Genomic DNA, 25,315 nt, shown 5'->3' on the forward strand with positions numbered 1-25,315 from the left:
AATCACAAAACACTTTTGTTAAAAACGCAAAAACTACAGTGTTAATCTTGGTGCTATAAAGTCTAAAAACGCTAATACTCGTGATGACACACCGCTGTTTTGGTAATACACCGCATGCACTTTTTCGCGGCGATTAGGGCTCAGTACCTCGCCTTCAAGCACTTTTACTAAACGGCCTGCTTTTAAATCTTCGTTGATCATAAATTCCGACAACAAGGTAATGCCATGACCTTGAATACAAAGCTGACGCACAGTTTCACCACTTGATGCACTGATTGAAAATTTCAGGTCTAACGGCGTGGTTAGCGGCCAGTGGTTTAAATGTGGCGCATCGGTAAAACCAATAAGCTGGTGCGAGGCTAAGTCGGTTAGCTCATTTAATGGTGGCGCCGCTTTTAAATAGTCAGGGCTGGCAACGAGCTGTAGTTTGCTAACTCCCAAAGTGCGCGCATGCAAGTTTGAGTCAGCGAGTTCGCCAATACGAATAGCAATATCGGTTTTATGCTCAAGTAAATCGATAATGTTGTCGTGGCTGGTGATCTCGAGCTTTATATCAGGATAAGCTTGGTTAAAGGCTTTTAAATGTGGCGCTAATTGATGAAACACAAAAGGACTTGCGGCATCGACTCTTAATTTTCCTGATGGCGCACAGTGCAAAAGCTTTAAGGCCTCTTCGCCTTGTGCGAGCTGACTCAGTGCTTCTCTAGCATAGCCTAAAAATAACTGACCTTCTTCGGTTAGCTCAATGCGCCTTGTGGTGCGGTTGAATAAGGTAACGTTTAATGATTTTTCGAGCCGAGTTACCGCCCGTGATATTTTTGCTACTTGCTCATCGAGAGCATTGGCTGCACTTGAGAACCCGCCGGTATCAACCACGCTAATAAATGCTTCTAAATCTTGGGTGTTGGAGATCACGCTCATGGTTTTACCTTTTCATTTTTGACAAAAGTATTTTGTCACTACTGCTATTTTTTGCAAATTTAATTTTAGCCACAATAGCCGCACTTTCAAAATTAAACAGAGGATATGTGATGCCAATAGCATTACTTGCGTTAACTCTCAGTGCGTTTGCCATAGGCACCACTGAGTTTGTGATTGTCGGCTTAGTGCCAACCATCGCTGATGATTTAGCGGTTTCGTTACCGAGTGCCGGGCTACTTGTTAGCTTGTACGCATTAGGGGTTGCGGTTGGGGCGCCAGTATTAACCGCGCTAACAGGGCGATGGAATCGAAAACATGTATTACTTAGCTTAATGAGCCTATTTGTAATCGGTAATTTACTGGCTTGGCAAGCACCTAGTTATGGTAGCTTGATCACCGCAAGGATTCTAACAGGCCTTGCTCATGGGGTGTTTTTCTCAATTGGTTCAACGATCGCTACTGGGCTTGTCAGTAAAGATAAAGAAGCTAGTGCCATTGCGATTATGTTTACCGGTTTAACGGTTGCATTAGTAACCGGTGTGCCATTAGGGACTTGGATTGGTCAGCACTTTGGTTGGCGAGCGACCTTTTTAGTAGTGTCTTTACTGGGCTTAATTGCACTTGTTGGTAGCGCGTTTTTAATTCCTAGCAACTTAAAGCAAAGTAAACCAGCGACTTTGGGTGAGCAGCTAAAAGTAATGGTGCAACCTAGGCTTTTACTGGTGTACTTGATGACCATACTTGGTTATGGCGGCACATTTACTGCCTTTACCTATTTAGCGCCAATTTTAGAGCAGCAAACTGGATTTGCATCAGCCACTATTAGCTTAATCATGCTGGTATATGGGGTATCGGTTGCTGTTGGCAATATCTACGGCGGTAAATTAGCCGATAAAAAAGGCCCCATTAGTGCGCTGACCATTATCTTTAGTGCTTTGAGTATTGTGCTGTTAGTGCTGACCTTTACCATGCAATCTAAAGTCGCTGCGGTACTGACCATACTTGTATGGGGGGCATTTGCGTTTGGTAATGTGCCTGGGCTGCAAGTCTATGTGGTTAAACTTGCCGAAAAGTTCACCCCCAATGCCGTCGATGTGGCATCAGGGTTAAACATTGCAGCGTTTAATATCGGTATTGCGCTGGGCTCAGTGATAGGTGGCGTTGTCGTTGAAAACTACTCATTGCAAGACACAGCTTGGATTGGCGCTATCATCAGTTTAGCTGCGTTAATTGCAACTCGATACAGCGGTTATTTAGATAAACGCGAGATCCCAAAGCCACAAACAGCTTAAACTAAAATATTGATAGTTCGGGGCTTTGTCGTTATTTTAGGTTCGTAGTTTGATTATTAGTCAATAACTAAAACCACAAGGAATAACGATGAAGCACCTTTATTTTCTGGCTATTTGCCTGTTGAGCACATTTAGCAGCCAAGCAAAGCAAGCTAATCCAGAGCTTACAGCATTAGCACAGCAGTACTTTAATACCATGGTTGCAACACAAGCACCCAATGCCACCAACAAAGAGTTAGAAGCCTTTTTAGCTTTATTAACTGACGATGTAGCAAATCAACACTTACCTTATCAAACAGATGATTCTAGAGAGCCAGATGGCAAAGCGATGATGCGTAAAGGCATGACTTTTTACCTTGGAGCGCACACTGAATACCAAGCAAACTTACTCGATACCTTTATTTTTAATGATTCTGCCATTGCTTTACGTTATACCCATCACGCTAAAGGTATACATCCACAAAACCAGCAAGAAATTGAATACACGCAAACCATTATGGATGTGCTCGAAATAGAAGATGGCAAGATAGCGGTTATTCGTAAATACCACGAATGAGCTTAACTTAACTTTTAGCCTAACATGAGCGCTTTTATAAGCGCTTTTTTATTAAAAATACGCCTGCAATAAATTTTCTCTTTTTTCCGCATTTCAGCTTAAATTCATACTTTTTAGGCTTTATTTTGAATAAATTTAAAACTTTTTTATATTTCGGATAATAAACGTAAGAACAGTGGGTTAGCTTAACTTACGTGTGTGGCTTTGCGGTTGTTTACAATTTGTCAACCTTGAATTGCCATGCTCATTACCTTAACCTTTATTTTAATTGAACGTTCAATCAATAAAAAATTATGCCGAAAGTTGGAATGGAACCTGTTCGTCGTCAGCAGTTAATTGACGCCACAATAGAGTCGGTTGCAGAGCTTGGTTTGCAAGGCACCACCATAAATAGCATTAGTAAAAAGGCAGGCTTATCGTCTGGCATTATCAGTCATTATTTTGGTGGTAAGCAGGGCTTAATTGAAGCCACTGTGCGTTATTTATTGACCAGCTTAAAGCAAGCACTTTTGAATCAAGTAACGCCACAAACTAGTCCAGAGCAACGATTAATGTTTATCGTTGAAGCAAACTTTTCGCGTATTCAGCAGCAAAGCAACAACACCAAAACTTGGTTGAGCTTTTGGGCGCATTCAATGCACGATGCCCAGTTGCATCGCTTACAAAACGTAAATAGTAAACGTTTATTTAGTAACTTATTAAGCTCATTCAAACAGTTAATGAGCGATAGCGATGCCAATTTAGCTGCTGAGCTAAGTGCAGCCATGATCGATGGTTTATGGCTAAGAGCCGTATTAAGTAAGTCAGACCAAGATCAATTCGAACATTGTGAGCGATTAGCCAAAGACTACATTCGTTCACTGATAAAACAGTATGGAGCCTAAAATGACCACACCTGTTTACGAAAATTTTATTAATGGCCATTTTTTAAAGAATCAAACTGGCGATACCTTTGCAGTTAAGAATCCTGCAACGGATGAAGTGATTTATCACGTTGAAATCGCTGATGAGTTTATTCAAAACGCGGCAATCGAAAGCGCAAAACAAGGGTTTGCAGCATGGTCTGCAATGACGCCAATTGAGCGTAGCCGTATTTTATTAAAAGCCGTGGCAATCTTACGCGAGCGTAACGATGAACTGGCAAAAGTAGAAGTACTTGACACGGGTAAGCCATGGCAAGAAGCCGAGTGTGTCGATGTTGAAACTGGCGCCGATGTTATCGAATATTTTGCTGGTCTTGCTCCTGCGCAAGTGGGTCAGCAACAAATGGTTGGCAATGATTTTTACTACACACGTAAAGAGCCTTTAGGTGTTTGTGCCGGTATTGGTGCATGGAACTACCCACTACAAATTGCTTGTTGGAAATCAGGCCCAGCACTGGCTGCGGGTAATGCGGTTATTTTCAAGCCTTCTGAAGAAACACCACTTGGTGCAATTAAACTTGCAGAGATTTTCATCGAAGCGGGTGTACCTGCTGGCGTATTCAACGTTGTGCAAGGCGCTGCTGAAGTAGGGCAATGGTTAACAGCAAACCCAAATATTGAAAAAGTGTCGTTCACTGGTGAAGTAGGCACAGGCAAAAAAGTAATGGCAAGCGCTGCTGGTTCACTTAAAGATGTGACCATGGAGCTTGGTGGTAAGTCACCGTTATTAGTATTTGATGATGCCGATGTATCACAAGCTGTTAGTGCGGCAATGTTAGGTAATTTTTATACGCAAGGCGAAATCTGCACTAACTGTACGCGCATCTATGTGCATAAAAATGTTTATCAGCAGTTTATTGATGAGCTGAAAACACGCACTGAGCAAAATATTATCGCTGGCGATCCAATGGATCCTGAGGTGAATTTAGGGGCGCTTATCTCTAAAAAACACCAAGAGCTTGTACTTGGCTATATCGATAAAGGTATTCAAGAAGGCGCAACCTTACTAACCGGCGGTAAGGCACTATCACCAGCATCTGCGCCAAACGGCTACTTTGTGGAACCGACCGTTTTTGTCGACTGTAAAGACGACATGACCATAGTTAAAGAAGAGATCTTTGGTCCGGTAATGAGCGTGTTGGTGTTTGATGATGAAGATGACGTTATTCAGCGTGCAAACGATACCCACCTAGGCTTAGCCGCAGGCGTGTTCACTAAAGATATTCAGCGTGCACACCGCGTGATCCACCAGTTACAAGCCGGTATTTGTTGGATAAACAGCTATGGTAATTCACCTGCAGAAATGCCAGTAGGTGGTTACAAGCAATCAGGTATCGGCCGTGAAAACGGTATCGAAACTTTAGATCACTATACCCAAACTAAATCGATTTATGTGGGTATGAGCAATATAGAGAGTCCATTTTAATGAGTACACAGAACTATGATTACATCATAGTCGGTGCTGGCTCAGCAGGCTGCGTGTTGGCAAACCGACTATCAGCAGACCCTTCTAATAAGGTGTTATTACTTGAAACGGGTGGTAGCGATAAAAGCATTTTTATAAAGATGCCTACCGCACTATCAATCCCAATGAATACCGACAAATATGCATGGCAATTTCATACCGAGCCAGAGCCATATTTAGATAACCGTCAAATGCACTGCCCACGAGGTAAGGTGTTAGGTGGCTCATCATCGATTAACGGCATGGTCTATGTACGTGGTCATGCCAAAGATTTTGATGAATGGCAGCAACACGGCGCTAATGGTTGGGATTACCAAGCATGTTTACCGTACTTTAAACGTGCGGAATCATTCTACTTAGGTGGTAACAGTTACCGTGGCGATAACGGCCCATTAGGGGTTAATAACGGTAATGAAATGGCTAATCCGCTTTATAAAGCCTTTATCAAAGCGGGCCAGCAAGCAGGTTATGCGCAAACTGATGACTACAATGCAGCCCAGCAAGAAGGTTTTGGGCCAATGCATATGACAGTTAAAGATGGCGTAAGAAGCTCTGCTAGCCGTGAGTATTTAGACCCAGTTAAGTCACGTAAAAACTTAACGCTAGTCACCGGTGCTTTAGCTGAAAAAGTTTTGCTAGAAGGCAAAAAAGCCGTGGGCGTTGAGTATTCAGTATCTGGCTCTAAGCAGCAAGCATTTGCAGCAAAAGACGTTATTTTAAGTGCGGGCCCAATTGGTTCACCGCATATTCTGCAATTATCAGGTATTGGTGATAAAGACATCCTGAGCGAAGCGGGTGTTGAGGTTAAACACCACTTACCAGGTGTTGGCCAAAACTTACAAGACCACTTGGAGTTTTACTTCCAATATAAGTGTAAGCAACCAATTACTTTAAACGGCAAATTAGGCCTTGTTTCAAAAGGGCTAATTGGTGCTCGTTGGTTATTAAATCGCTCAGGTTTAGGGGCGACTAACCATTTTGAATCATGTGCATTTATTCGCTCAAAACCGGGTGTTGAATGGCCAGATATTCAGTATCACTTTTTACCAGCAGCCATTCGTTATGACGGTAAGAGTGCCTTTGATGGTCATGGTTTCCAAGTTCATGTTGGGCATAACAAACCAAAAAGCCGTGGTGCAGTAACGATTAAGTCGGCGGATCCACAGGTTGCGCCTAAGATCCAATTTAACTACTTACAGCATCAAGATGACATTGAAGGCTTTAGAGCTTGCGTACGTCTAACTCGTGAGATTATTGAGCAAAGTGCGTTTGATGAATATCGCGATGGTGAAATTCAACCCGGTAAAGATGTTCAAAGCGATGAAGAAATCGATGCTTTTGTTCGTCAAGCGGTTGAGAGTGCTTACCATCCGTCATGTTCGTGCAAGATGGGTGAAGATGAGATGGCCGTGGTTAACTCGCAAACTCAAGTACACGGTATCGAAGGTTTACGGGTTGTGGATTCATCTATCTTCCCAACCGTTCCAAACGGTAATTTAAATGCGCCAACCATTATGGTGGCAGAAAAAGCGGCGGACCACATTTTAGGTAAGCCTGTGTTATCGGCATCAACTGCAGATGTTGCCATGGAAAAACAATGGCAATCAACGCAGCGTAGTTCGGAGATCTAATAAGGCCACCCGCAGTTTCGGCTGTGGGGCTTGCAGTGGCGCGCATCACGAGTTGTTTGTGGTGCGTTAATGCGAGGAATAAAACTGGAGAAACAATGAAGTATTATTACTTATTTTGGGGGGGTAACTATGACCTTTTGGCTTAGTGCTGGCATCATTTTTACCCTGTTAGCAATTGCGGTTATTTTATTTAAATGGGGTACGGTTAGGTGTGTTGGCGTCACACCGGTTAGAACGTTTACGTTCATTGCAATTTTATTTACATCGGGCCTAGATGTTGGCTTGATTATGTTTCCACTGACAGAGTTTGCAGGTTATGCAGACATAAAAGCAAGCCCAGAGTATGCGTTTGCCAATCCTCTAGCCATTGAATTTGGTTATTGGGGCTTCTTGATCTGGGGATTTTATTTCCTTACGTGCTTTTATTTCTGCGTAATAGAACCCAAAGTAAAGTTCTTTGAAATTGCTTGGGTAAAACTAATTAATAACATCGTTATTATTGGTACATGCGCATTTACTGCATTTTTACTGCTGTCGAATTTACCTTGGTATTTGCCGTCACTTGGTGATGGTGAGTCAATTATTCCGACATTCTACTTAATGGTGTTTGCAGCGATTTGTTTTGCTGTTTATTCGAGCACAGACATTAAGTATGTACGCTTTTTAAGTATTTCTACTACTTGGTTGTTTATCGCTTTAATCGCATTTATGTGGTTCGGTGCCTTTGTTGGTTCTGATGCACAAACATCAGCATTTGTTGATAACCTTGCGTTGATCGGCGGTTACTTTGGCAATATCAATGAATTTATATTACCGCTGAATGATTACCATGCCTTCTACCTGTTTTGGTGGTTTGCTTGGAGCATCATGATTGGTCAATTTACCTCACGTTTTGTGGGTGGTTTAAAAACTTACCAAGTGCTGGCGGCTATGTTGATTTTCCCGTCTATTCCAATCGCTATCTGGTTTAGTGTTTTGTATCAATATCATGAAGCGGGTATTGCAACAGCAGGCCTGAAAAACATCGCTATGGTGTTTGTTGGTGTGGTGTTTGTGATCAACTCACTTGATTCTTTGATCCGTTTATACACAGATAACCTAAACTTAACGGTGAAACGTTTAGGTAAGTTTAATTATATTGCCTTAAATGTGGTGGCGCTTTCATTGTTAACCCTGCTGTTTAAGTTCGACTTTTTACAGATCCAATGGGTTGGTGCGCTCGTTATTGCGTTATTTTTCGGCTGTGCTGCGTTCATTGGCTACAGCAAGTTAAAAACAGTGAAAAATATCGAAGGTTCACCAAAAGACAATAAATTAGATTACACAAAAATAGAAACAGTTAGCTAAGGGAAACCAACATGACAACAAGACAAACAGTATTAGCAGCAGCGTTGCCATTGGCATTACTATCGACATCAGCCATGGCTGACTTATCGACTACGGTTACATTGGCATCAGATTACACCTTCAATGGTGTAAGCCAAACTATGAATGACCCAGCGATTCAGGGCAGCTTAGATTATGCTTTTGCAGATTCAGGTATGTATGTAGGTACGTGGGCTTCAAATGTAGATTTTGGCGATGGCACCGACATCGAGTGGGATGCGTATTTTGGTAACTATGCTGAGTTAACTGACGCCCTTAGTGTTGATTATGGTATTGCTTATTACTCTTACCATGGTGAAGATTACTCAAGCGATGGCAACTACCCTGAAGTGTATTCTAAATTTGGTTATGCCAGCAGCATTGGTCAAGTAGAGCTTAACTTTTGGTATACTTGGGATTACTTTGGTACTGGTGCAGGCCATTTAATCTACATGGTAGCGCACACATTTGAAGTAGCGCCAAATCATGCAATTCGTGCCAGCTTTGATGTATCTAATTCACTAGATGGCGATAAGTTTAGCTGGGATGGCAGTGATAAGTCATACAAGCATTATCGTTTGGCGTATCAAACGAGCTATGCGGGCTTTAATATTGAAATTGCAGGTGAGAATACCAGCATTGATTCTGAGTACGCAGACGAGCGAATTGTTGCGTCTATTTCACGTAGCTTTGATTTATAAGTAGCGTTTTATTGTAAGGCTTTAAAATGAAACGGCTAACCTTAGTTAGCCGTTTTTTTATGTCTAGAATTTGATAATTAAATCTCTTCGCCTTCGTGTTGCATCGCTAAATCATCAAGCTCTGCAAGAGTGTAATCAAAACCACTGGTATCGACTTCGTAGCGTATTTTCACGCCATAACCACCTTGGCAAAGACTCGCCGTGACCTTAGCCACTGACCAATGCTTAAGCTTGTTTAAAAACCGATTGGCGGTTTGCTGTGAGTCAAAGCGATAACTGACTTGCGATTCCATCTCTTTTCTAGCCTAAAATTTTTTCGAGAGTGTATGAAATTGCTCTGTTTAAATCAATTGCTCATTGAAAAACGCCAATGTGCGCTGCCAAGAAAGCTCCGCCTGTTTTTCATCATAACGAGAAGTAGAGTCGTTATGAAAACCATGATTTGCTTGCTCATACATGTGCATAGTGTAAGGCACTTGATGCGCTTTTAAGTCGCTCTCGTATTCTGGCCATGTTGCATTAACGCGGTTATCAAACTCGGCTAAGTGTACAAGTAGTGGAGCTTTGATGTTTTGTCTGAGTTCTTTAACAGCCGGAGTGCCGTAATAAGGCACGCCCGCATCAATTAATTTGCTATCAACAGCTGCTAAGTAGTTAACCATATAACCACCAAAGCAAAAGCCTACCGCACCAAGTTTGCCGTTACTATTTGGGTGTCTTTTTATGTATTCTGCTGCGGCTATAAAGTCTTGTTGGATTTTTTGTTTATCCATAGAGCGTTGCATGGCGCGGCCTTCATCGTCATTGCCAGGGTAGCCACCAAGAGGGTGTAATGCATCTGGCGCAAAGGCAATAAAACCGGCTTTGGCAAGGCGGCGAGCAACATCTTTAATATAAGGGTTTAAGCCCCTGTTTTCGTGGATCACTAATACTATTGGGAGCTTGCCCGTTAAATTAGCGGGTTCGACTAAATAACCTTTACCTTCGCCATGGCCTTTAAACGAGTCAAAGGTTTTATAGCTGGCTTTGATATCAGGGTCATTAAAGGACACTTGCTCAGCTAATGCGTAGTTTGGCAGTAAAGCGCTACTTAGCATTGCCATTGAATAACCAAGGGCGACTAAGCCACCCAGCTTTTTCATAAAGGTACGGCGGTCCATCAAGCCATGGGCGTATTCATCGTACCAATCGAAAGCTTCTTGGGGAATGTGGTTATGGCGTTGCTCAGTCATACTTATATCCTTTAAAAACGAGTTAGGTTTATAACTTTAGCTGAAATATCAGCGATTAACAGCCAGTTGCTTTGTTTGTATTACCACATCCATAAAGCGGCGCTGCCAAATGGCCTTAAAGGCTTTGTTAAATAGGTATAAAAATATTAGCGGCATTAATAACAGTTTTAAAATCAGCAGTGACAAGATATTCAAAAAGTCGATAAATAAGTCTTCGACGGCTGCCACCATGTTACTAATGCCAGAGGTGACGGTGTCTATAATTTTACTCACTTGCGACGATTGGTCATGATTGAGTGATGCGTTAAGGTTTTCTAGTTGTTCGTTTAAGGCGTCTTTGTCAAGATTCAGCTGTCTTTGCTGGTTTAGTACTGCATTAAGTTGCGCTGTTAATTGCTGCTTTTTATCAAGTAATGGTTTGGCTTGTTCAAGCTCAGTAAAGGTCAGTCGCTCAGACAAGCTGCGAGTTGCTTGAATCGCCTCTATTTGGCTATCAACCTCTGCCAGCTTAACTTTGAGTTCTGTCGCTTGCTGGTGGTTTTTTATCTGCTGCTCATTTAATAGTGAGAGTTTGTCGAAGATGGTTTGTTTTTCACTATCGACCTCGGCCTTTAGCTTGGCAGATAGGGCTGAGGTATTATTTGCACTGCTATTCACCGTATCGACTTTTTCGCTCACGATTTCACTTTGCTGGTTTATTTGCTCATCTAAGAATATTTGACTAACAAGACCAGTTGTAAGTACTACTGCTGGCACTAAGAAGCGAATTAAAATCAGGCTTGCCATAATTTTATGACGCAAGTTGGGTAAGAAGTTACGCCATTCACAAATAAGGTAAGCGACAACCGAAACTGTAAATACACCACTAAAAATAACCCCAGAAGAAATGGTGTATAAAATGCGCTGTAAAAATAACGAGCCTATTGCAAGGCGCATAGCATCCGACATGTATTCAGCTAGGTCATTGACTGGGTCGAGTAGTTGTGCAGGTTGAATACTCGCAATACCAATGCCCACTTCGGCTGATTGCAATAGCGATATAGCAGCATTAACTGTACGAGATGAAGCGTACACTAGGGTTGATTGTACAAGGGCGCTGTCGATAAAGCGCATAATGAAATGGTTATAATGCTCTAGCCAACAAAGAAGTAGCAGTATTGTAAGAGATAAATACTTGATAATATGTTGTTTAGTTAGCATAACGCCCCCGACAGTTAGTACGCTTGTTCACGCTACACTATTCATAGCCGTTGAAGCAATCTAATAGGATTGAATTATTTTTCCGATTAACTGTCTATGAATTGCTATTAACCGCTTTAGAGGAAATATGAAAGAACCTGCATCAATTGGCCAGTGCTGTATTGAAGATTTAGATCCCGTGCAAGACTTAGGTCGCTTAGTCTCTTACTTACGTTCAAACCTAGTGACTCATCTTGATAATGCGTTAGAGGATAAAGAGTTAACCTCGGCTCAGTACATTGTGGTTGTGCTACTTGCGCGTGGTAAAGTAAATACCTTGGCTGAGCTTTGTGAGCACATGGTGTATGACCGTGGTGCCATGAGTCGCTTACTTTCTCGTTTAGAAGACAAGGGCTTAGTTGCTAAAAAGCAGTCAGTTGAAGATCGCCGTTCAACTCTTTTATGCCTCACAGAAAAAGGCCAACAGCTTTACCCGGAAATTTTACCCACTGTAAATGATATCTATCGCAAAGCACTCACAGGCTTCTCTGATGATGAGCAAGAGCAACTCGCAAGCTTATTGTTTAGAGCAATTCATAATTTAAAAGCATAAATTTCTCTAAGCGGTACATTGTCGCTGTAGACGCATTTTGATAATATAGTTGCCTAGGCATTTAATTTTAACAAGTCCGGGTTGTTATGTTTGAATCATCTTTGCTTGCAGAGCTTCACGCTCAATTTCCAGCTCATCAATTTAGCCCAGAAGGTTTGTCGGTTGTTCACACAGGCCGCTTTGCCAATGCCATTGTTTATCGTTATAAAGACGCGAAATTTGATTTAATTATTAAAGATTTTCAGCACAGCCCATGGTGGGTGAGAAAAACCATCGCGCCGCTTTTTATCAATCAAGAGTACAAGGGGCTGGCACGCCTGCAAGACGTAGACGGAGTGGTTGATAACTTTTGCCGCTTGTCATCGATTGCCATTGCTTATGACTTTATTGAAGGCACGCCACTTCGCCAGCTTGCCTTGCAACAGCAGCATTTACCGAGTGAGTTCTTTAAAGAATTTGAGCGTTTGGTAGCAAAAATGCATCGCCGCGGCGTGGTGCACCTCGACTTACGTAATTTAGGTAATGTTATTTGTTCAAAAGACGGCAAGCCTTACATTATTGATTTTCAGTCAGCGATTCGCTTTGCACGCTTTCCGCGCTGGTTACAGCGTTTTATGCGTGGTGCCGATATGAGTGGGGTTTATAAAGCATGGCATAAGTTAGCCAAAGACTCGTTACCGCAAGCAAAGGCTGATTATTTGCACGACTTTAATCATGTGCGTAAGCGTTGGATTTTTAAAGGTTACCCGATTCAACGTGCCTATTTGTGGTGTAGCGGGGCAGTAACTCAGATTCTTAATTCTGAATTTGTTCGCAGTATATTAGATAGATTGTAAAAAGCGCGCTTGCACGCGCTTAGTGGGGAGAACTAGTATTTAGGCCAACCATTCGCATCCCAATTCAGGGTGCTGATGAGCAATTTAGGGGTGCCATTATCACCTGCATCATAAGCATGACGAACAATCACATCGGTATTTAAAATGTCTTGTCCACCCGGACCTACCCATTGGCTATTGCCCGCATCTAGAATGCTCCCGCCGCTAGCTAGCATGTCGGTGCCATTTTTATCTAGGTATGGACCGCGGATGTCACTAGAGCGGCCATACGCAATACGGTAAGTACTATTCGTGCCATCACAGCATTTGCCAACTGAAACAAACAAATAGTAGTAGCCTTGGCGATACACTATGGTAGGTGCTTCGATACCACCAGAGCGACTTGCTAAAGAGTAGATTTGACCAAATGGCTTCATGGTCATTGGGTTAATACGCGTTAGTTTAATACCCGAATTCCATGAGCCAAAGGCAAGCCAAGGTGCACCATCTTTTGCTACCACGAGATCGGGGTCAATGGCGTTATAATTATTGCTATTGGTCGTGTTAATTACTAAACCATCATCACGCCAATCACCGGCTGCTACACTACTTGCTGAGGTAAGGCCAATAGCGCTAACACGTGAACCAAAGGTCGAAATCGAATAATAAAGCCAGCTACGACCATTGTAGCTTTTTAATTCAGGCGCCCAGACATCAATTCCATCATGATCTGGCACATAGTTACTCCACCAGCTTAAACCATTTGAGAAAATTGGTAGGGCATCATTCCAATCTACACCGTTACTTGAATATTTACCGTAGATACCAGGGCCTGTTTGAAAAACCCACCAAGTGCCATTTTCATAGCCAAGGGTTGGATCGTGGGTGACTAAATTACCAGTAAGTGGCCAGTGATCTGCAGCGCCATTGGTTGTGGATGGATCCCAAGGGGTTGATTCAACATTAGCAAGCTTGGTTAGCTGCCACTGCTGTGCATCGCTGCCGTTGTAGCTCCACTGGCTAATATTCGCGCCATCGTTGCCATCAAAAGCATAAAGGTCGAGTGCCTTACCACTGTGATCGTTAATGAAGCTGTAATAGCCGCTACCTTCATCATTAATTTGCCAGTGTTGGCTGGCAAGATTAGCGTACTCATATTGCACCACATTGCCGCCATCGGCAGTCGAGAAGTCAAACACTTCTAGGGCTTTACCACTATTTAAGTTAATAACCGAATAGTTGCTGCCACCTATGTTGGTGATTAACCAGCGCTGGGTGTCGTGATTCGTGTCAGCCCATTGACTAACATTCGCACCATCGTTGGTTTGCGCGCTGGCTACTTCAACAAACTTAGCACTGTACTTTGATTTAATGGTGTATACGCCATTATCAATCGCATAAGCACTGGGCAGTATGAGGGTTGTTGCCAAGCTGAGCGCAGCTAGCGCTTTTTTTGAAAGTATCATTGTGTCTCCAAATCATTGTTATTGAGCTTTCCTTGTGTGTTTTGCTCCTTGGATTAGTTTTGATCTACAGCTAATAACTCAATTAAGAGCATTGGTGCAAATGAAAACTATTTATAATACTTTATTATATTATTACCTTTGTAAAGGTGATCGGTAAAATTAATTAACAAAAATTTTACCTTTAACCATTTTGGAAGGGACTTGAGTGTTTAGCTGAGATACAAAAAAGCCACTCAGTGAGTGGCTTTTCGGATGTTATTGAGTAATAAACTGGCTGGGAATATCCCATTTGAGGGTATGCAGTTGGCCTTGCCAAGTTTGTATTGTGATCCACAGTTTATCATCTGCTGATATGGTTTTAGGAGCTATCGCATGGGCGTGCTGACCATGATTGGTGCCATGCATTATGCCTTCTTCATCTTTAGCAAACTCCGTTAGTGGTAAAGGCGCTTGGCCAATATTTAAATACGCCTGACGAACATTACTTATGTCACCTTGATTAAAGGCGATAAAGAAATCTTTAACATACTCATTGTGGTGTGAGTACGGGGCGTCTTCATTAAGCGGCATTGGAGCGATTTTAAATTCGCCCGCTTGTTGCTCTTGCCAAAGTGCAGGAAACTGAGGGTTTAATGACTGATAAATAAACCATACAGGCAAAGCCAGTACCACAGCATGTAAAACATACTTTTTACGTTGCCACCAAGTTGCTTGTAAACGAGCCATTAGTTTGCCTCCTGAACGTTATTCACTGGCGCAGCTTGGCGCGCTTTTACAGGTTTGTTATTTACTAATTTTGCGGCGTACATCATAAAGCCAGTGATTGACATACCACTTAAAATCAAACCAAAGATAAACCAGATAACCTTTGTCCACAGACCGCCAATATTACCGTAATGCAGCGGATCGGCGATATGCGAAAGGGTAAGTAGTCCCGACATTGTTTCTGGGCTCTTGCTTGCTGCAATTTCACCTGTCCAAGGATTGATTGAAGTTGAGTAAGCGTAGTTATCGTAGAAAATAGTATCGCCACTGCCCATGATATTAAACATGCCGCGGTTATGCTCTGGCAGCATCACATAACTAGGTTTGAAATCTGGGTATTTCTCTTTGGTAATTGCCAGTGCCGCTTTTAAGTCGGTTGGTGGTGTTTGTTTATTCGCAGGCAAAGTTGAAACCGCCACTAGCGGTGCATGCTCTTCTATGTCTATTTCGTTATGCCACATGATGGCTTGCACCAAATACCACAGGCCTGTTAGTGCCATTACTGCCATAAACCAAATTGACCAAACGCCACTTAGGGTATGTAAATCTTTTAGAAAGGTTTTTTTACCTTGGTTAAAACGTAGTTTTGGCTGACTAAATGCGCGCCAAAAGTTTTTATAAATCACTAAACCAGTTACTAGTGCACCTAAAATAACAAAAGCCATAGCGCTGACGAGGTAGTAACCTACGCTGTAACCTTCTTGCCAAGGGAAGAATAGCCAGCCGTGTAGGGTACGCATAAATTCAATGAATGAGATAGTGTCATTAACCGCTTGAACTTCGCCGGTGTATTGATTGACGTAAGCCACAGCATAAGGTTTGTCGGTATCAGTGAAAATAACCGCATTAACCAAGTAAGGCTCATAAGTAAGTACACTCATTACATCGGCAGTCGGATAGGCTTTTTCAACGCTATTAATAACTTGATCAACACCAAGTGCTGGTAAATCATTTGGGTTGTTTGCACGTGCTTCACTGTTGGTCAGCCAAGTAAGCTCATGGCTTATCACAGATACAGTACCTGTGACGCAAATAAAGCAAAATAGCACCCATACAGGGAGCGAAAACCAACCATGTAGTTGGAACCAAAGACGTTTACTCATGGTAAAAATAGCCCGACGTTAATTGATGATAGTAATTGTTATCATTTAAATTGTACTACAATCTTTTGAACAAACACAATCTCTGTCGACGAGCTGTAAAAAAGGCGCTTTAAGCGCCTTTATCATTAGTTTGGTTGAGGGTAACAATTCGTTGTGGGAAAGGAATTTCGATATCCGCTCCTTGAATTGCTTTAAATACATTGCGGTTCACCGCTAATTTGGTCTCAATAATTTTGGTGGTTGGCACCCAAAAGCGATAGCTCAAGGTAACACCGCTCTCAGCAAAGCGCTCAATACCGACTTGTGCATGAGGAGAGTCACTAACTAGCTCATGCTCGTCTAACACTTTTTCGATAAGCTCAATAGCGAGATCTGCATTGGCATCATAGGCGATGTCAATTTCACCTTTAACTAATGAATAGCTAAACGAGTTATGTAAAATCTCACCAACAATATGTTTGTTAGGAATGGTGATTTCGACTTTTTCTTCGTTAATCAAAATTGTGTGACCAAGCTCAATGGTTTTAACTTGCCCACTAACGCCTTTTACTTCAATAGTATCGCCAACAACAAATGGCCTTGTTGCAATGATAGCAAGGCCCGCACCATAGTTTGAAAGCATGCCTTGCATTGCTAAACCAGCACCTAAAGATGCAGCACCAATGGCAGCAACAAATGGGGTCACGCTTATACCAATTTTGCCAAGGGCAATAACCAAGAACATGATGATCAGCAATACTTTGATGACATTACTAACAAAGTTGGTGAGGGTAATATCGATATTGTGACGTTGCATGAGGCCAGCAACCATATTCGATACTTTTTGCGCAATCCATAAACCAATAAATAGAATTAAGATGGCACCTAAAATTTGCATACTGTAGGTGACCAAATATTCCATAATCAGATTGTAGTATTTTTCGACTTGCTGTATTTCTGAGTCAATCATGTGTTTTCCTAACAAGGTTACTGCGAATTCTGACTATACCAGAACATGCTGAATAACAGGATAAAGTATCGGCACTATTATAGCGCTGAGAAGCGCACTTAATGCCATCGCCACAGAAGCAAAGGCACCAGCTTTTGGCTGTTCACTAATCAATGATGCTGTGCCAATGGCATGGCAAGCGGTACCAATAGCAACACCTTTTGCTTGGGCGTTGCGGATATTTATCAACGAGAAAATCAAATTACCAAATATAGCCCCAAGTACGCCAATAAAAATCACCATGGCTGCCGCTAAAGAAGGTATTCCGCCTAGCGACTCTGTCACTAACAAGGTGATAGGGGTTGTTACAGATAAACTTGCTAAAGATGCGCTTAACTGTGCAGGGGCTGCAAAAACATAGCATATTAGCGAGGCTACCAAGGTGGCATTGATCACCCCTAAGCTGCAACTTATGAGGATTAGCAGCAGGTTCTTTTTTACGTGGATAAATTGCTGATAAAGCGGTAGAGCCAATGCCACAATGGCAGGCTCAAGCAACCAGCTTAAAACTTTACTGTGCTCGGCAAAAGGCTCATAAGGAAGCTTTAGTGTCACTAACAAGGCTGCAGTTAATATAATTGCCCAGCACACAGGATTACTAAGCGCTTTGGCAGTGGCATGCTGGGTTTTCGCGTTTAAAAAACGCAGTACTAAGAAAAGCGCAATAATGCACGGAACGCAGAGCCACCATAAACTAACTGTCATTTTCACGGCCCTTAAAATAGGCGATAACAGCGCCTATGAGTAAAACACTACTCAGCGGCACGACAATAAAAATAGTCAGTAATAAAGGCCAGTTCTGCGAAATTAAACCTAGGTGCTCAATAATGCCAACCCCTGCAGGGATGAAGAACAACGGCATGTAATTAAGTAAAGGGCTGGCTGTTGGTTTTAAATGTTGTTCTTTTACGAGGCCCGTTAATAGTAGCACGAGCAGTAACACCATACCGAGTAATGGGGCAGGGAAAGAGCTTTCAAGCAAAGCCGTTAAAAACTTGGCAACGGCTAAGCAGGTAAGAATAATGACACTACTGATAAGGTATTTCATAAGTCAGGATAATTGCGAATAAAGTACAACTACATCATACCCTTGTCAGTTGTACTATGCGACTTTAGCTTACCATGATTTGGCATTATTAAATTGAATATCCTCTGCACCTTTCGCCTTTGCAATCGCCTTTTTAGTATTAGGGTTCATCAGTAAGCGAATTTGACTCCAGGTTTCTTTAGCGAGAATTTTACGCTGCTGTGAACGGTAGCTTTGCTGAGTAATTCGTTTAATTGCTGCCAGAGTATCTGGCGAGCGCGCTAGTAGCGTTTCTAGTACGGCATCGGTTTGTTTATTAACGTCATCAGTGAGCTGTGTAACTAAGCCATACTCTTTAGCATCTTCAGCAGAGACTGGCCCAGCATGACTTGCTAACCAAAGTGCTTGGTCACGCTTCATTAAACCTGCAAGCACCACGTTAGCCCCCATATCAGGGCATAAGCCCCAACGAGCTTCCATGATCGCTAATTTAGCGTTTTTATCGACGATGCGGTAATCAGCACCGAGTGCGATTTGCATACCGCCACCAAAGCAGTGTCCGGTTACTTTTGCAATCACAGGAATACTTAAGTCTTGCCAACCTAGCACTACTTTTTGCGCTAAATTTTGGTTTCCTGGTAACCACTTGAATAAAAGCTTGATGATATTGCTTGGCTTTTTCATCACCGCAGCAACATCCAGTCCAGAGCAAAAGTGTTCGCCTTCGCCTGAGATAACCACCGCACGTAAGCTGCGATCACGTTTAATTTTTTTGATTACGTTTGAAAGCTCGACAAACATGGCAAAACTGAGCGCATTTTGTTTCTCTGGACGAGCAAGGCTAACCCATGCGACTTGTTGTTTTATTTCTAGTTTTATCATGGTAACTCCTCTGACCTGTTTGCTAGAGCTTACGAGTTAATTACAACTAAGTAAAGAATTGCTGATGTGTCGCAAGGAATCATTATATTTTCCAAAAATGGGTAACCTTGTCATATATTTAGTTACAAATTGGTGTATATTTTTAAAACAAAGATGCTAGTTCATCGCTAGTTTGATTTTGTGATTAGTTAGATACTTTCGCAAAATCCCATGACACGACTAGACTTAGCTTTAAGTCGCGCTACAAGGAGTAAATATATGCTGATGCGCAAAACAGCTCGCATAACAAAACAATCATCTCGTTCTTTGGCTTTTGCTGCAATTTCTGTCGCATTAACAACCACATTGGTTGGCTGTTCAGATGATAAAGCACAACAACAAGCTACGCCGCCACCGGCTGTATCAGTATTTAATGTCGTTACACAAGAAGTTGGTAATTACCGAGAATTTGTCGCGCGTACTGAAGCATTCCAAGAGGTTGCGATTAGAGCCCGTGTTGAGGGGGAACTTATTGAACGTCACTTTAATGAAGGCTCATCGGTTGAAAAAGATCAGCTCTTACTGCGTATTGACCCATCTGAGTACCGCTCGACTGTGTCAGAAGCTGAGGCTGATTTAAAAAGTAAAATTGCCGCAGCAGGCGCCGCTGAACGTGATTTAAAACGCGGCAAAGATGTGGCTGCGCAAGGTTTTATTTCACAATCAGACCTCGATAAACTAACCACTAATTTTGAGCAAACCACCGCAGCTGTTAAAGCCGCAGAAGCTGAACTTGAAAAAGCAAAACTTAATCTAAGTTATACCGAAATTCGTGCGCCGTTTGCAGGGCGTATTGGTAAAGTGAACTATGATGTGGGGAATATTGTTGGGCCATCATCCAATGAGCTTGCGGAGCTGACCGATGTAGACCCAATTTATGTAAGTTTTCAGGTTGAAGAAGCTGACTACATCTCTTATCGCCAAAATCATCAAGCACCGTCAGATAAAGACCCTCGAGATGTGCCTATCGATTTAACTTTACGCTTACCGAATAACTCGACCTTTCCTGATAAAGGCGTACTTGAATTTGCTGATACCAAAATTAACCGCAATACAGGCACGGTTGAGCTTAGAGCCGCTTTTGATAACCCAGATGGCATTGTCATGCCGGGCTTATTTGTCACCTTGATCGTTGAAAGCACCAATAAACAAGACTTGGCACTCATTCCTCAAGTAGCGGTACAAGAAAACCAGCAAGGTAAGTTTGTGCTTGTTGTTGATGACGAAAACAAAGTGGCTATGCGGATTGTTAAACTGGATCGACGTATTAATGCGATGTGGGTGGTTGAGTCAGGCTTAGAGGCTGGTGAAAAAGTCATTATTGAAGGTTTACAAAAGGTACGCCAAGGCGCTGAAGTGAAAGCTGTTGAAAAAAATGTCGATGAAACAACCGGCACTATTTCTAGCAAAGCTAACTCTTAGGAGTGAGATATGATCAGTAAAACTTTTATATCTCGCCCAAAATTTGCCTTGGTAATTTCGATTGTTATTACCATTGCGGGTTTAATTTCAATGGCCTTGCTGCCAGTGAATATGTATCCGCAAATTACCCCTCCGCAAGTACAAATTAGTGCTAGTTACCCAGGTGCAAGTGCGCAAATTGTAGAAGAGTCGGTGATCCGGCCCATAGAAGAGCAAGTTAATGGCGTTGAAGATATGATGTACATCGAATCAACATCGTCTAATAATGGCACGGCCAACATAACTGTTTATTTTAAGGTCGGCACAGATACAGATATTGCCCAAGTTAATGTGCAAAACCGTGTGGCACTTGCTGAAGCAGGCTTACCTGAAGAGGTTAAACGGCAAGGTGTGTCGGTTAAGAAAAAATCGAGCTCGATGTTACTTGGTATCAACTTATACTCGAATCAAGAAAATATCGACGCTATTTTCTTAAGCAACTATGCAACCAACTACTTAACCGAGCCTCTTGGCCGTATTAATGGGGTTGCATCAGCTGAGGTAATGGGTGAACAAACCTATTCAATGCGCTTGTGGTTACGCCCAGATCGAATGGCATCACTGGGTTTAACTGTTTCAGAAGTTCAAGCTGCGCTACAAGAGCAAAATACCATCGTAGCAGCGGGTAAGCTGGGGGCTGCCCCCTCAGCACCGAGCCAGCAATTTGAATATTCGATTCAGGCAAAAGGGCGCTTAAAAACCCCTGAAGAGTTTGGTCAAACTATTATTCGCTCGAGTAAAGATGGTAACTTTGTGCGCCTGCACGATATTGCCCGTATTGAATTAGGTGCAGCAAGCTACAGCACAACAGCAAAGTTAAACCAGCAAGACACTGCATTTATAGTTATTTATCAGCTAACAGAAGCGAATGCGACGCAAGTTGCCAACGATGTAAAAGCACGTATGGCAGAGCTGGCTAAACAGTTACCTGATGGTGTTGAGTACTCAATTCCTTATGACACCACAGAGTTCATCAATCGCTCGATTGATGAAGTGGTCGTCACCCTTGTCCAAGCGGTTGGCTTGGTTATTTTAGTGGTATTTTTATTCTTACAAAATTGGCGCGCTACGCTCATTCCAACGGTGGCTATTCCGGTATCTTTGGTGGGGACTTTCGCGTTTATGATGATGATGGATTACTCCATCAACTTAATCACCTTGTTTGGCTTAGTGCTTGCAATAGGTATCGTGGTAGATGATGCCATTATCGTTATTGAAAACGTTGAGCGAATACTAAAAGAAGAAAAGCTGCCAATTAAAGAAGCGGTTACCAAAGCGATGGAGCAGGTATCTGGGCCGATAGTGGCAACGACCTTAGTTTTGCTTGCGGTGTTTGTGCCAGTAGGCTTTATGCCGGGAATAACTGGGGAGCTTTATAAACAGTTCTCGGTGACGATTTCATTTGCAGTACTCATTTCATCTTTAAATGCACTGACATTAAGCCCTGCTTTGTGTGCTTTATTGTTAAGTGAAAAAGCCATGAAGCCGATTAAATGGCTAGCCCCGTTTGAAAACATCATTACCCGCTCAACCAATGGTTACAGTAAAGTTATTAACTTTATCCTCAAACGTACAGCGAGAATGGCACTGTTTGCGGTGGTTATTTTTGCTGCTGCAGGTTGGTTGGTAAAAACAGTGCCTACAGGCTTTGTACCAGCAGAAGACCAAGGCTTTCTTTTTGTTGATGTGCAATTACCTGATGCCGCAGCAAGCGGCCGTACCCAAGATGTGATGCATAAGCTGGGAGATATTGTTAAAAATGAACCAGCGGCAACTGATTTTATTGCGGTTTCTGGTTTCTCATTACTCGGTGGTGCGGGGTCTAATAATGCGCTTGGTATCGTAGTACTTAAAGACTGGGAAGAGCGAACTAGCCCTGAGCTTGGTTTACGTGCGGTACTAACGCGCTTGATGGGGCAGTTTTGGGCGATGCCAGATGCGCAAATCATGGCCTTTAACCCGCCTTCAATACCTGGGCTCGGTACAAGCGCTGGCTTTGAGTTTAGGTTACAAGACAGTGAAGGGCGCGAGCCTGCTGAGCTTGCTCAAGTATTAAATGGTTTGATTTATGAAGCGAACCAGCGCCCAGAGCTATCAAATGTTTACAGTACATTTAGAGCGAATGTGCCACAGTATTTCCTTGAAATTGACCGTAATAAGGCAAAAGCTCAAGGGGTCGCGCTTAGCGATATTTTCTTAACCTTGCAGGCGCAACTCGGCTCGTTATACATTAATGACTTCAACCAATTCAGTCGTACTTACCGCGTTATCATGCAGGCGGAAAGCCGTTTTCGTCAAAACCCTGCAGACTTACAATACTACTATGTACGTAATGATGAGGGAGCAATGGTGCCGCTCACTACATTGGCTAAACTTGAGCCAATTCTGGGCCCAACAAGCTTAACGCACTTTAACTTATACCGAAGTGCAAGCATTAGCGGACAACCTGCGGCGGGGTATGCCAGTGGTGATGCCATTAAAGCGATGCAAGAGCTGGCCGAGCAATTACCTACAGGCTATGTATATGAGTGGGCAGGGCAGTCTAAACAAGAGATTGAAGCGGGTAACATGGCGCCAATCTTGTTTGGCTTAGCGGTGGTATTTGTGTATCTATTCTTGGTTGCGCAATACGAAAGTTGGACAATTCCGTTCTCAGTCATTGCAGCGGTGCCGCTGGCATTATTTGGTGCCATGCTTGCGCTGTATGTAATTGGCATGGAAAACAACATCTATGCGCAGGTTGGTTTAGTGCTACTGATTGGCCTATCCACCAAAACCGCTATTTTGATTGTTGAATTTGCTATGGAAGAACGCGCGGCAGGCAAAAGTATTTTTGAAGCGGCTCTTAATGCGGCAAGATTACGTTTTAGAGCGGTGTTGATGACGGCACTGTCGTTTGTACTTGGCGTATTACCGCTGGTGTTTGCAAGTGGCGCAGGAGCAGGGAGTCGAATATCACTCGGTATTACCGTATTATTCGGGATGTTAGCTGCAACCATTTTTGGCACCTTACTTGTTCCTCTATTCTATACGTTAGTGCAATCAATGCGCGAAAAAATAAAAGGCACAGCAAGTGCTGAGTAAAATCTGTTATTAATTACAAAAAAGTCAGGGCAACCTGGCTTTTTTTTTGGTAAAACTCAAAAGAGGTTTGTTATCATAGTTAGATTCAAAGCGACACACATGTGCAGAGGTTTAAGGAATGGCTGGTCCACGCTTATACAGTGAAGAAGAAGTAACTCATCAGGCTTATGATATCTTTTTAGAATTAGCGCCTGATAATTTAAGCGAGCAAGATATTGCTGATTTTAACGAGCACAGAGAAGAGCTTGGCTTTATTGAAGAAGGTGAGCCTGACGAGCAGTGGCAAGATTTTGTTGCACTCGAAATTGAACCTGAGCTATTTGTACAAGTCTTAGTAGGACTTGAATTCGACAATCAAGATATCTTGTTTGCGAAAATTTTAATTAGCCGAGACAAAGATGCACCGTTTTGCCACATTCTTTGGAAAGATAGCGAATAACTCTCCAGCCGATGTTTGACTCTACTTTTAGTTGTTTTAATTCAATAAAACGAATTATTTTGCCCGCCCTGCTAGTTTGCAGTTGGCAGGCTTTTGCTGTTGATCCGTTTGAAGATTTCCATGAATACGGGCAATTATCAGAAGAAGAAATCCATAAAATTCATAAAGGCGAGTTGCTGTACGGAGATATGGAGTTTGGTTTTATGGTAAGCCGCGGCAATACCAACTCAACCAGCTTCAAACTTAAAGGTAACCTGTACCAAGATTTCGAAAAGTGGCGTAACCAATTTAAGCTCGATACTTTGTACAAACGTGACCGTAATGAAGAAACTGGTGATGAAGAAGTCTCTGCTGACCGTATTTTTGTATCGGGTCAAGGTAACTATAAGCTAAATGTGAAAAATGAGTCATTTTTCATTTATGGTGACTATGAGCGAGATAAGTTTAGTGGTCTTGAGTTTAAGAGCACCATAGCGACTGGTTACGGTAACCGCATTTACCAAGGCAGCAAGAATAAAGTCGATATCGATGTGGGGCCGGGTTTATACCGCTCGGTGGCTGATCAAGAGACTGCAACAGAAGAAGATGAAACAAAAACCGGTTACCTGCTTCGTTTAGCGCTGCAGTGGGAGCGTACGGTCTCTGCTCGTACTCGCTTTAATCAAGATGTCAGTTATGAACAATCATTGTCAGGGTTAAACTCGCGTTTAAAGTCAGAAACATCCCTGATCAGCAAAATTATGGGTGATGTATCACTCAAATTTACTTACATGTATCGCTATAACTCAAAACCAGAGGAAGATAAGCTCAAGTACGATTCTGAGCTGAGTGCAACCTTTGTTTATAGCTTTTAAGAGAATACTTCAGAATGTATCAACATAAACAGTACGCTATTTTTATTTTTGTTATCTTAGGCTGGATTGGCGCCTTCATTGCCTTAGCTTGGAACTTAATTGGTGCAGATATTCCTCTTATGGTGTTTAGCGCTATCTTAGTGCTGGTGGCTTTTTTGTTTCATGGCTTAACGATTAAGGTGAGCGATAAAAACGTAAGCTGGGCATTTGGTCCGGGTGTATTTGGTAAAACAGTGACTTTTGATGAGATTGAATCTGTTCGAGCGGTAAGTAATTCATTTCGTCATGGTATTGGTCTGCGTATCACGCATGATGGCTGGGTTTACAGTGTATCTGGATTTAGTGCTGTTGAATTGGCAATGAAAGACGGTACGCACTATCGCTTAGGGACAAATGACCAAGAAGGCTTACTTGCTGCGCTTAGAGAGCATATTGCAGAACCTGTGACAGACGCTTCTGTGGATACAGAAGAAGTAGTCGAATAGGCACACAGCAGATATAAAAAAAGCGCCAA

The 25,315-nt window shown here is 42.5% G+C and carries 25 protein-coding genes; 14 read left to right on the forward strand and 11 right to left on the reverse strand.

Going from position 1 to position 25,315, the window contains the following annotated elements; genetic code table 11:
- Window positions 1-33: 33 nt before the first annotated feature.
- Window positions 34-921 carry a LysR substrate-binding domain-containing protein gene (locus VRK28_RS12320; protein WP_105175293.1) on the reverse strand — a complete coding sequence of 296 codons (888 nt, stop codon included), beginning with the start codon at window positions 919-921 and terminating at the stop codon, window positions 34-36.
- A 110-nt stretch (window positions 922-1,031) separates the two neighbouring features.
- Here VRK28_RS12320 and VRK28_RS12325 point away from each other — a divergent pair, with 110 nt between their 5' ends.
- The 7 genes from VRK28_RS12325 (at window position 1,032) to VRK28_RS12355 (ending at window position 8,854) form a co-directional block, all read left to right on the forward strand.
- Window positions 1,032-2,213: an MFS transporter gene (locus VRK28_RS12325; RefSeq protein WP_332394017.1), complete on the forward strand. Its 1,182-nt coding sequence runs from the start codon at window positions 1,032-1,034 to the stop codon at window positions 2,211-2,213.
- Between the two features lie 88 nt (window positions 2,214-2,301).
- Window positions 2,302-2,769: a nuclear transport factor 2 family protein gene (locus tag VRK28_RS12330; protein WP_130166591.1), complete on the forward strand. Its 468-nt coding sequence runs from the start codon at window positions 2,302-2,304 to the stop codon at window positions 2,767-2,769.
- Between the two features lie 293 nt (window positions 2,770-3,062).
- The gene (betI, locus tag VRK28_RS12335) at window positions 3,063-3,653 is read left to right on the forward strand and encodes a transcriptional regulator BetI (protein WP_332394018.1); all 591 of its coding nucleotides are present in this window, start codon (window positions 3,063-3,065) and stop codon (window positions 3,651-3,653) included.
- A 1-nt stretch (window position 3,654) separates the two neighbouring features.
- A complete protein-coding gene (gene betB / locus VRK28_RS12340; RefSeq protein WP_332394019.1) occupies window positions 3,655-5,118 on the forward strand; it encodes a betaine-aldehyde dehydrogenase in 1,464 nt (487 codons plus the stop codon).
- A complete protein-coding gene (gene betA / locus VRK28_RS12345; RefSeq protein WP_217874774.1) occupies window positions 5,118-6,788 on the forward strand; it encodes a choline dehydrogenase in 1,671 nt (556 codons plus the stop codon). The genes betB and betA overlap by 1 nt, the downstream gene beginning before the upstream one ends.
- Window positions 6,789-6,917: 129 nt before the next feature.
- Window positions 6,918-8,135 (forward strand): choline transporter, encoded by a 1,218-nt coding sequence (locus tag VRK28_RS12350; protein ID WP_058586477.1) that lies wholly within the window; start codon window positions 6,918-6,920, stop codon window positions 8,133-8,135.
- Window positions 8,136-8,146: 11 nt separating this feature from the next.
- Window positions 8,147-8,854: a TorF family putative porin gene (locus tag VRK28_RS12355; RefSeq protein ID WP_062566735.1), complete on the forward strand. Its 708-nt coding sequence runs from the start codon at window positions 8,147-8,149 to the stop codon at window positions 8,852-8,854.
- Between the two features lie 77 nt (window positions 8,855-8,931).
- Here VRK28_RS12355 and VRK28_RS12360 read toward each other — a convergent pair whose 3' ends face one another.
- Genes VRK28_RS12360 through VRK28_RS12370 form a run of 3 tightly spaced genes read right to left on the reverse strand, consistent with a single transcriptional unit; the run spans window position 8,932 to window position 11,286 of the window.
- Window positions 8,932-9,147 (reverse strand): hypothetical protein, encoded by a 216-nt coding sequence (locus tag VRK28_RS12360; protein WP_054562273.1) that lies wholly within the window; start codon window positions 9,145-9,147, stop codon window positions 8,932-8,934.
- Between the two features lie 48 nt (window positions 9,148-9,195).
- Window positions 9,196-10,086, reverse strand: a complete 891-nt coding sequence (locus VRK28_RS12365) for a dienelactone hydrolase family protein (protein ID WP_332394020.1) — start codon at window positions 10,084-10,086, stop codon at window positions 9,196-9,198.
- Between the two features lie 48 nt (window positions 10,087-10,134).
- Window positions 10,135-11,286, reverse strand: a complete 1,152-nt coding sequence (locus tag VRK28_RS12370) for a hypothetical protein (RefSeq protein ID WP_332394021.1) — start codon at window positions 11,284-11,286, stop codon at window positions 10,135-10,137.
- Window positions 11,287-11,413: 127 nt separating this feature from the next.
- On the opposite strand from VRK28_RS12370, the gene VRK28_RS12375 reads away from it, so the two are divergent.
- Together VRK28_RS12375 and VRK28_RS12380 are read left to right on the forward strand one after the other, a co-directional pair.
- Window positions 11,414-11,878: a MarR family winged helix-turn-helix transcriptional regulator gene (locus VRK28_RS12375; protein WP_235377480.1), complete on the forward strand. Its 465-nt coding sequence runs from the start codon at window positions 11,414-11,416 to the stop codon at window positions 11,876-11,878.
- A gap of 86 nt (window positions 11,879-11,964) precedes the next feature.
- Window positions 11,965-12,714, forward strand: coding sequence for an RIO1 family regulatory kinase/ATPase domain-containing protein (locus VRK28_RS12380; protein ID WP_062566739.1), 750 nt, complete (start codon window positions 11,965-11,967; stop codon window positions 12,712-12,714).
- Window positions 12,715-12,746: 32 nt separating this feature from the next.
- Here VRK28_RS12380 and VRK28_RS12385 read toward each other — a convergent pair whose 3' ends face one another.
- From VRK28_RS12385 to VRK28_RS12415, 7 genes are all read right to left on the reverse strand, one after another.
- Window positions 12,747-14,159 (reverse strand): family 43 glycosylhydrolase, encoded by a 1,413-nt coding sequence (locus tag VRK28_RS12385; RefSeq protein WP_130166597.1) that lies wholly within the window; start codon window positions 14,157-14,159, stop codon window positions 12,747-12,749.
- Between the two features lie 255 nt (window positions 14,160-14,414).
- Window positions 14,415-14,885: a hypothetical protein gene (locus tag VRK28_RS12390; RefSeq protein WP_130166598.1), complete on the reverse strand. Its 471-nt coding sequence runs from the start codon at window positions 14,883-14,885 to the stop codon at window positions 14,415-14,417.
- Window positions 14,885-16,036 carry a PepSY-associated TM helix domain-containing protein gene (locus VRK28_RS12395; protein ID WP_332394048.1) on the reverse strand — a complete coding sequence of 384 codons (1,152 nt, stop codon included), beginning with the start codon at window positions 16,034-16,036 and terminating at the stop codon, window positions 14,885-14,887. Before VRK28_RS12395 ends, VRK28_RS12390 begins: the two co-directional genes overlap by 1 nt.
- A gap of 100 nt (window positions 16,037-16,136) precedes the next feature.
- Entirely contained in the window at window positions 16,137-16,976 is an 840-nt protein-coding gene (locus VRK28_RS12400; protein ID WP_054562265.1) for a mechanosensitive ion channel family protein, read from the reverse strand.
- 33 nt (window positions 16,977-17,009) lie between these two features.
- Complete coding sequence (locus VRK28_RS12405; protein WP_063529211.1) at window positions 17,010-17,720, reverse strand: LrgB family protein; 711 nt, start codon at window positions 17,718-17,720, stop codon at window positions 17,010-17,012.
- Complete coding sequence (locus VRK28_RS12410; protein WP_063529212.1) at window positions 17,710-18,063, reverse strand: CidA/LrgA family protein; 354 nt, start codon at window positions 18,061-18,063, stop codon at window positions 17,710-17,712. Before VRK28_RS12410 ends, VRK28_RS12405 begins: the two co-directional genes overlap by 11 nt.
- A gap of 69 nt (window positions 18,064-18,132) precedes the next feature.
- The gene (locus VRK28_RS12415) at window positions 18,133-18,924 is read right to left on the reverse strand and encodes a crotonase/enoyl-CoA hydratase family protein (RefSeq protein WP_332394022.1); all 792 of its coding nucleotides are present in this window, start codon (window positions 18,922-18,924) and stop codon (window positions 18,133-18,135) included.
- A 258-nt stretch (window positions 18,925-19,182) separates the two neighbouring features.
- Between VRK28_RS12415 and VRK28_RS12420 the strand changes: the two genes are divergently transcribed.
- The 5 genes from VRK28_RS12420 (at window position 19,183) to VRK28_RS12440 (ending at window position 25,286) form a co-directional block, all read left to right on the forward strand.
- Window positions 19,183-20,385, forward strand: a complete 1,203-nt coding sequence (locus VRK28_RS12420; RefSeq protein WP_332394023.1) for an efflux RND transporter periplasmic adaptor subunit — start codon at window positions 19,183-19,185, stop codon at window positions 20,383-20,385.
- Between the two features lie 9 nt (window positions 20,386-20,394).
- Window positions 20,395-23,508 (forward strand): efflux RND transporter permease subunit, encoded by a 3,114-nt coding sequence (locus VRK28_RS12425; protein ID WP_062566747.1) that lies wholly within the window; start codon window positions 20,395-20,397, stop codon window positions 23,506-23,508.
- Between the two features lie 118 nt (window positions 23,509-23,626).
- A complete protein-coding gene (locus VRK28_RS12430; RefSeq protein WP_054554325.1) occupies window positions 23,627-23,947 on the forward strand; it encodes an HI1450 family dsDNA-mimic protein in 321 nt (106 codons plus the stop codon).
- Window positions 23,948-24,006: 59 nt separating this feature from the next.
- Window positions 24,007-24,801: a DUF481 domain-containing protein gene (locus VRK28_RS12435; RefSeq protein ID WP_370316364.1), complete on the forward strand. Its 795-nt coding sequence runs from the start codon at window positions 24,007-24,009 to the stop codon at window positions 24,799-24,801.
- 14 nt (window positions 24,802-24,815) lie between these two features.
- Window positions 24,816-25,286, forward strand: coding sequence for a hypothetical protein (locus VRK28_RS12440; protein ID WP_063529680.1), 471 nt, complete (start codon window positions 24,816-24,818; stop codon window positions 25,284-25,286).
- The last annotated feature ends 29 nt before the right edge of the window (window positions 25,287-25,315 follow it).

This window comes from Pseudoalteromonas sp. P80D2, from assembly GCF_036680945.1.
GTDB lineage: Bacteria > Pseudomonadota > Gammaproteobacteria > Enterobacterales > Alteromonadaceae > Pseudoalteromonas > Pseudoalteromonas shioyasakiensis.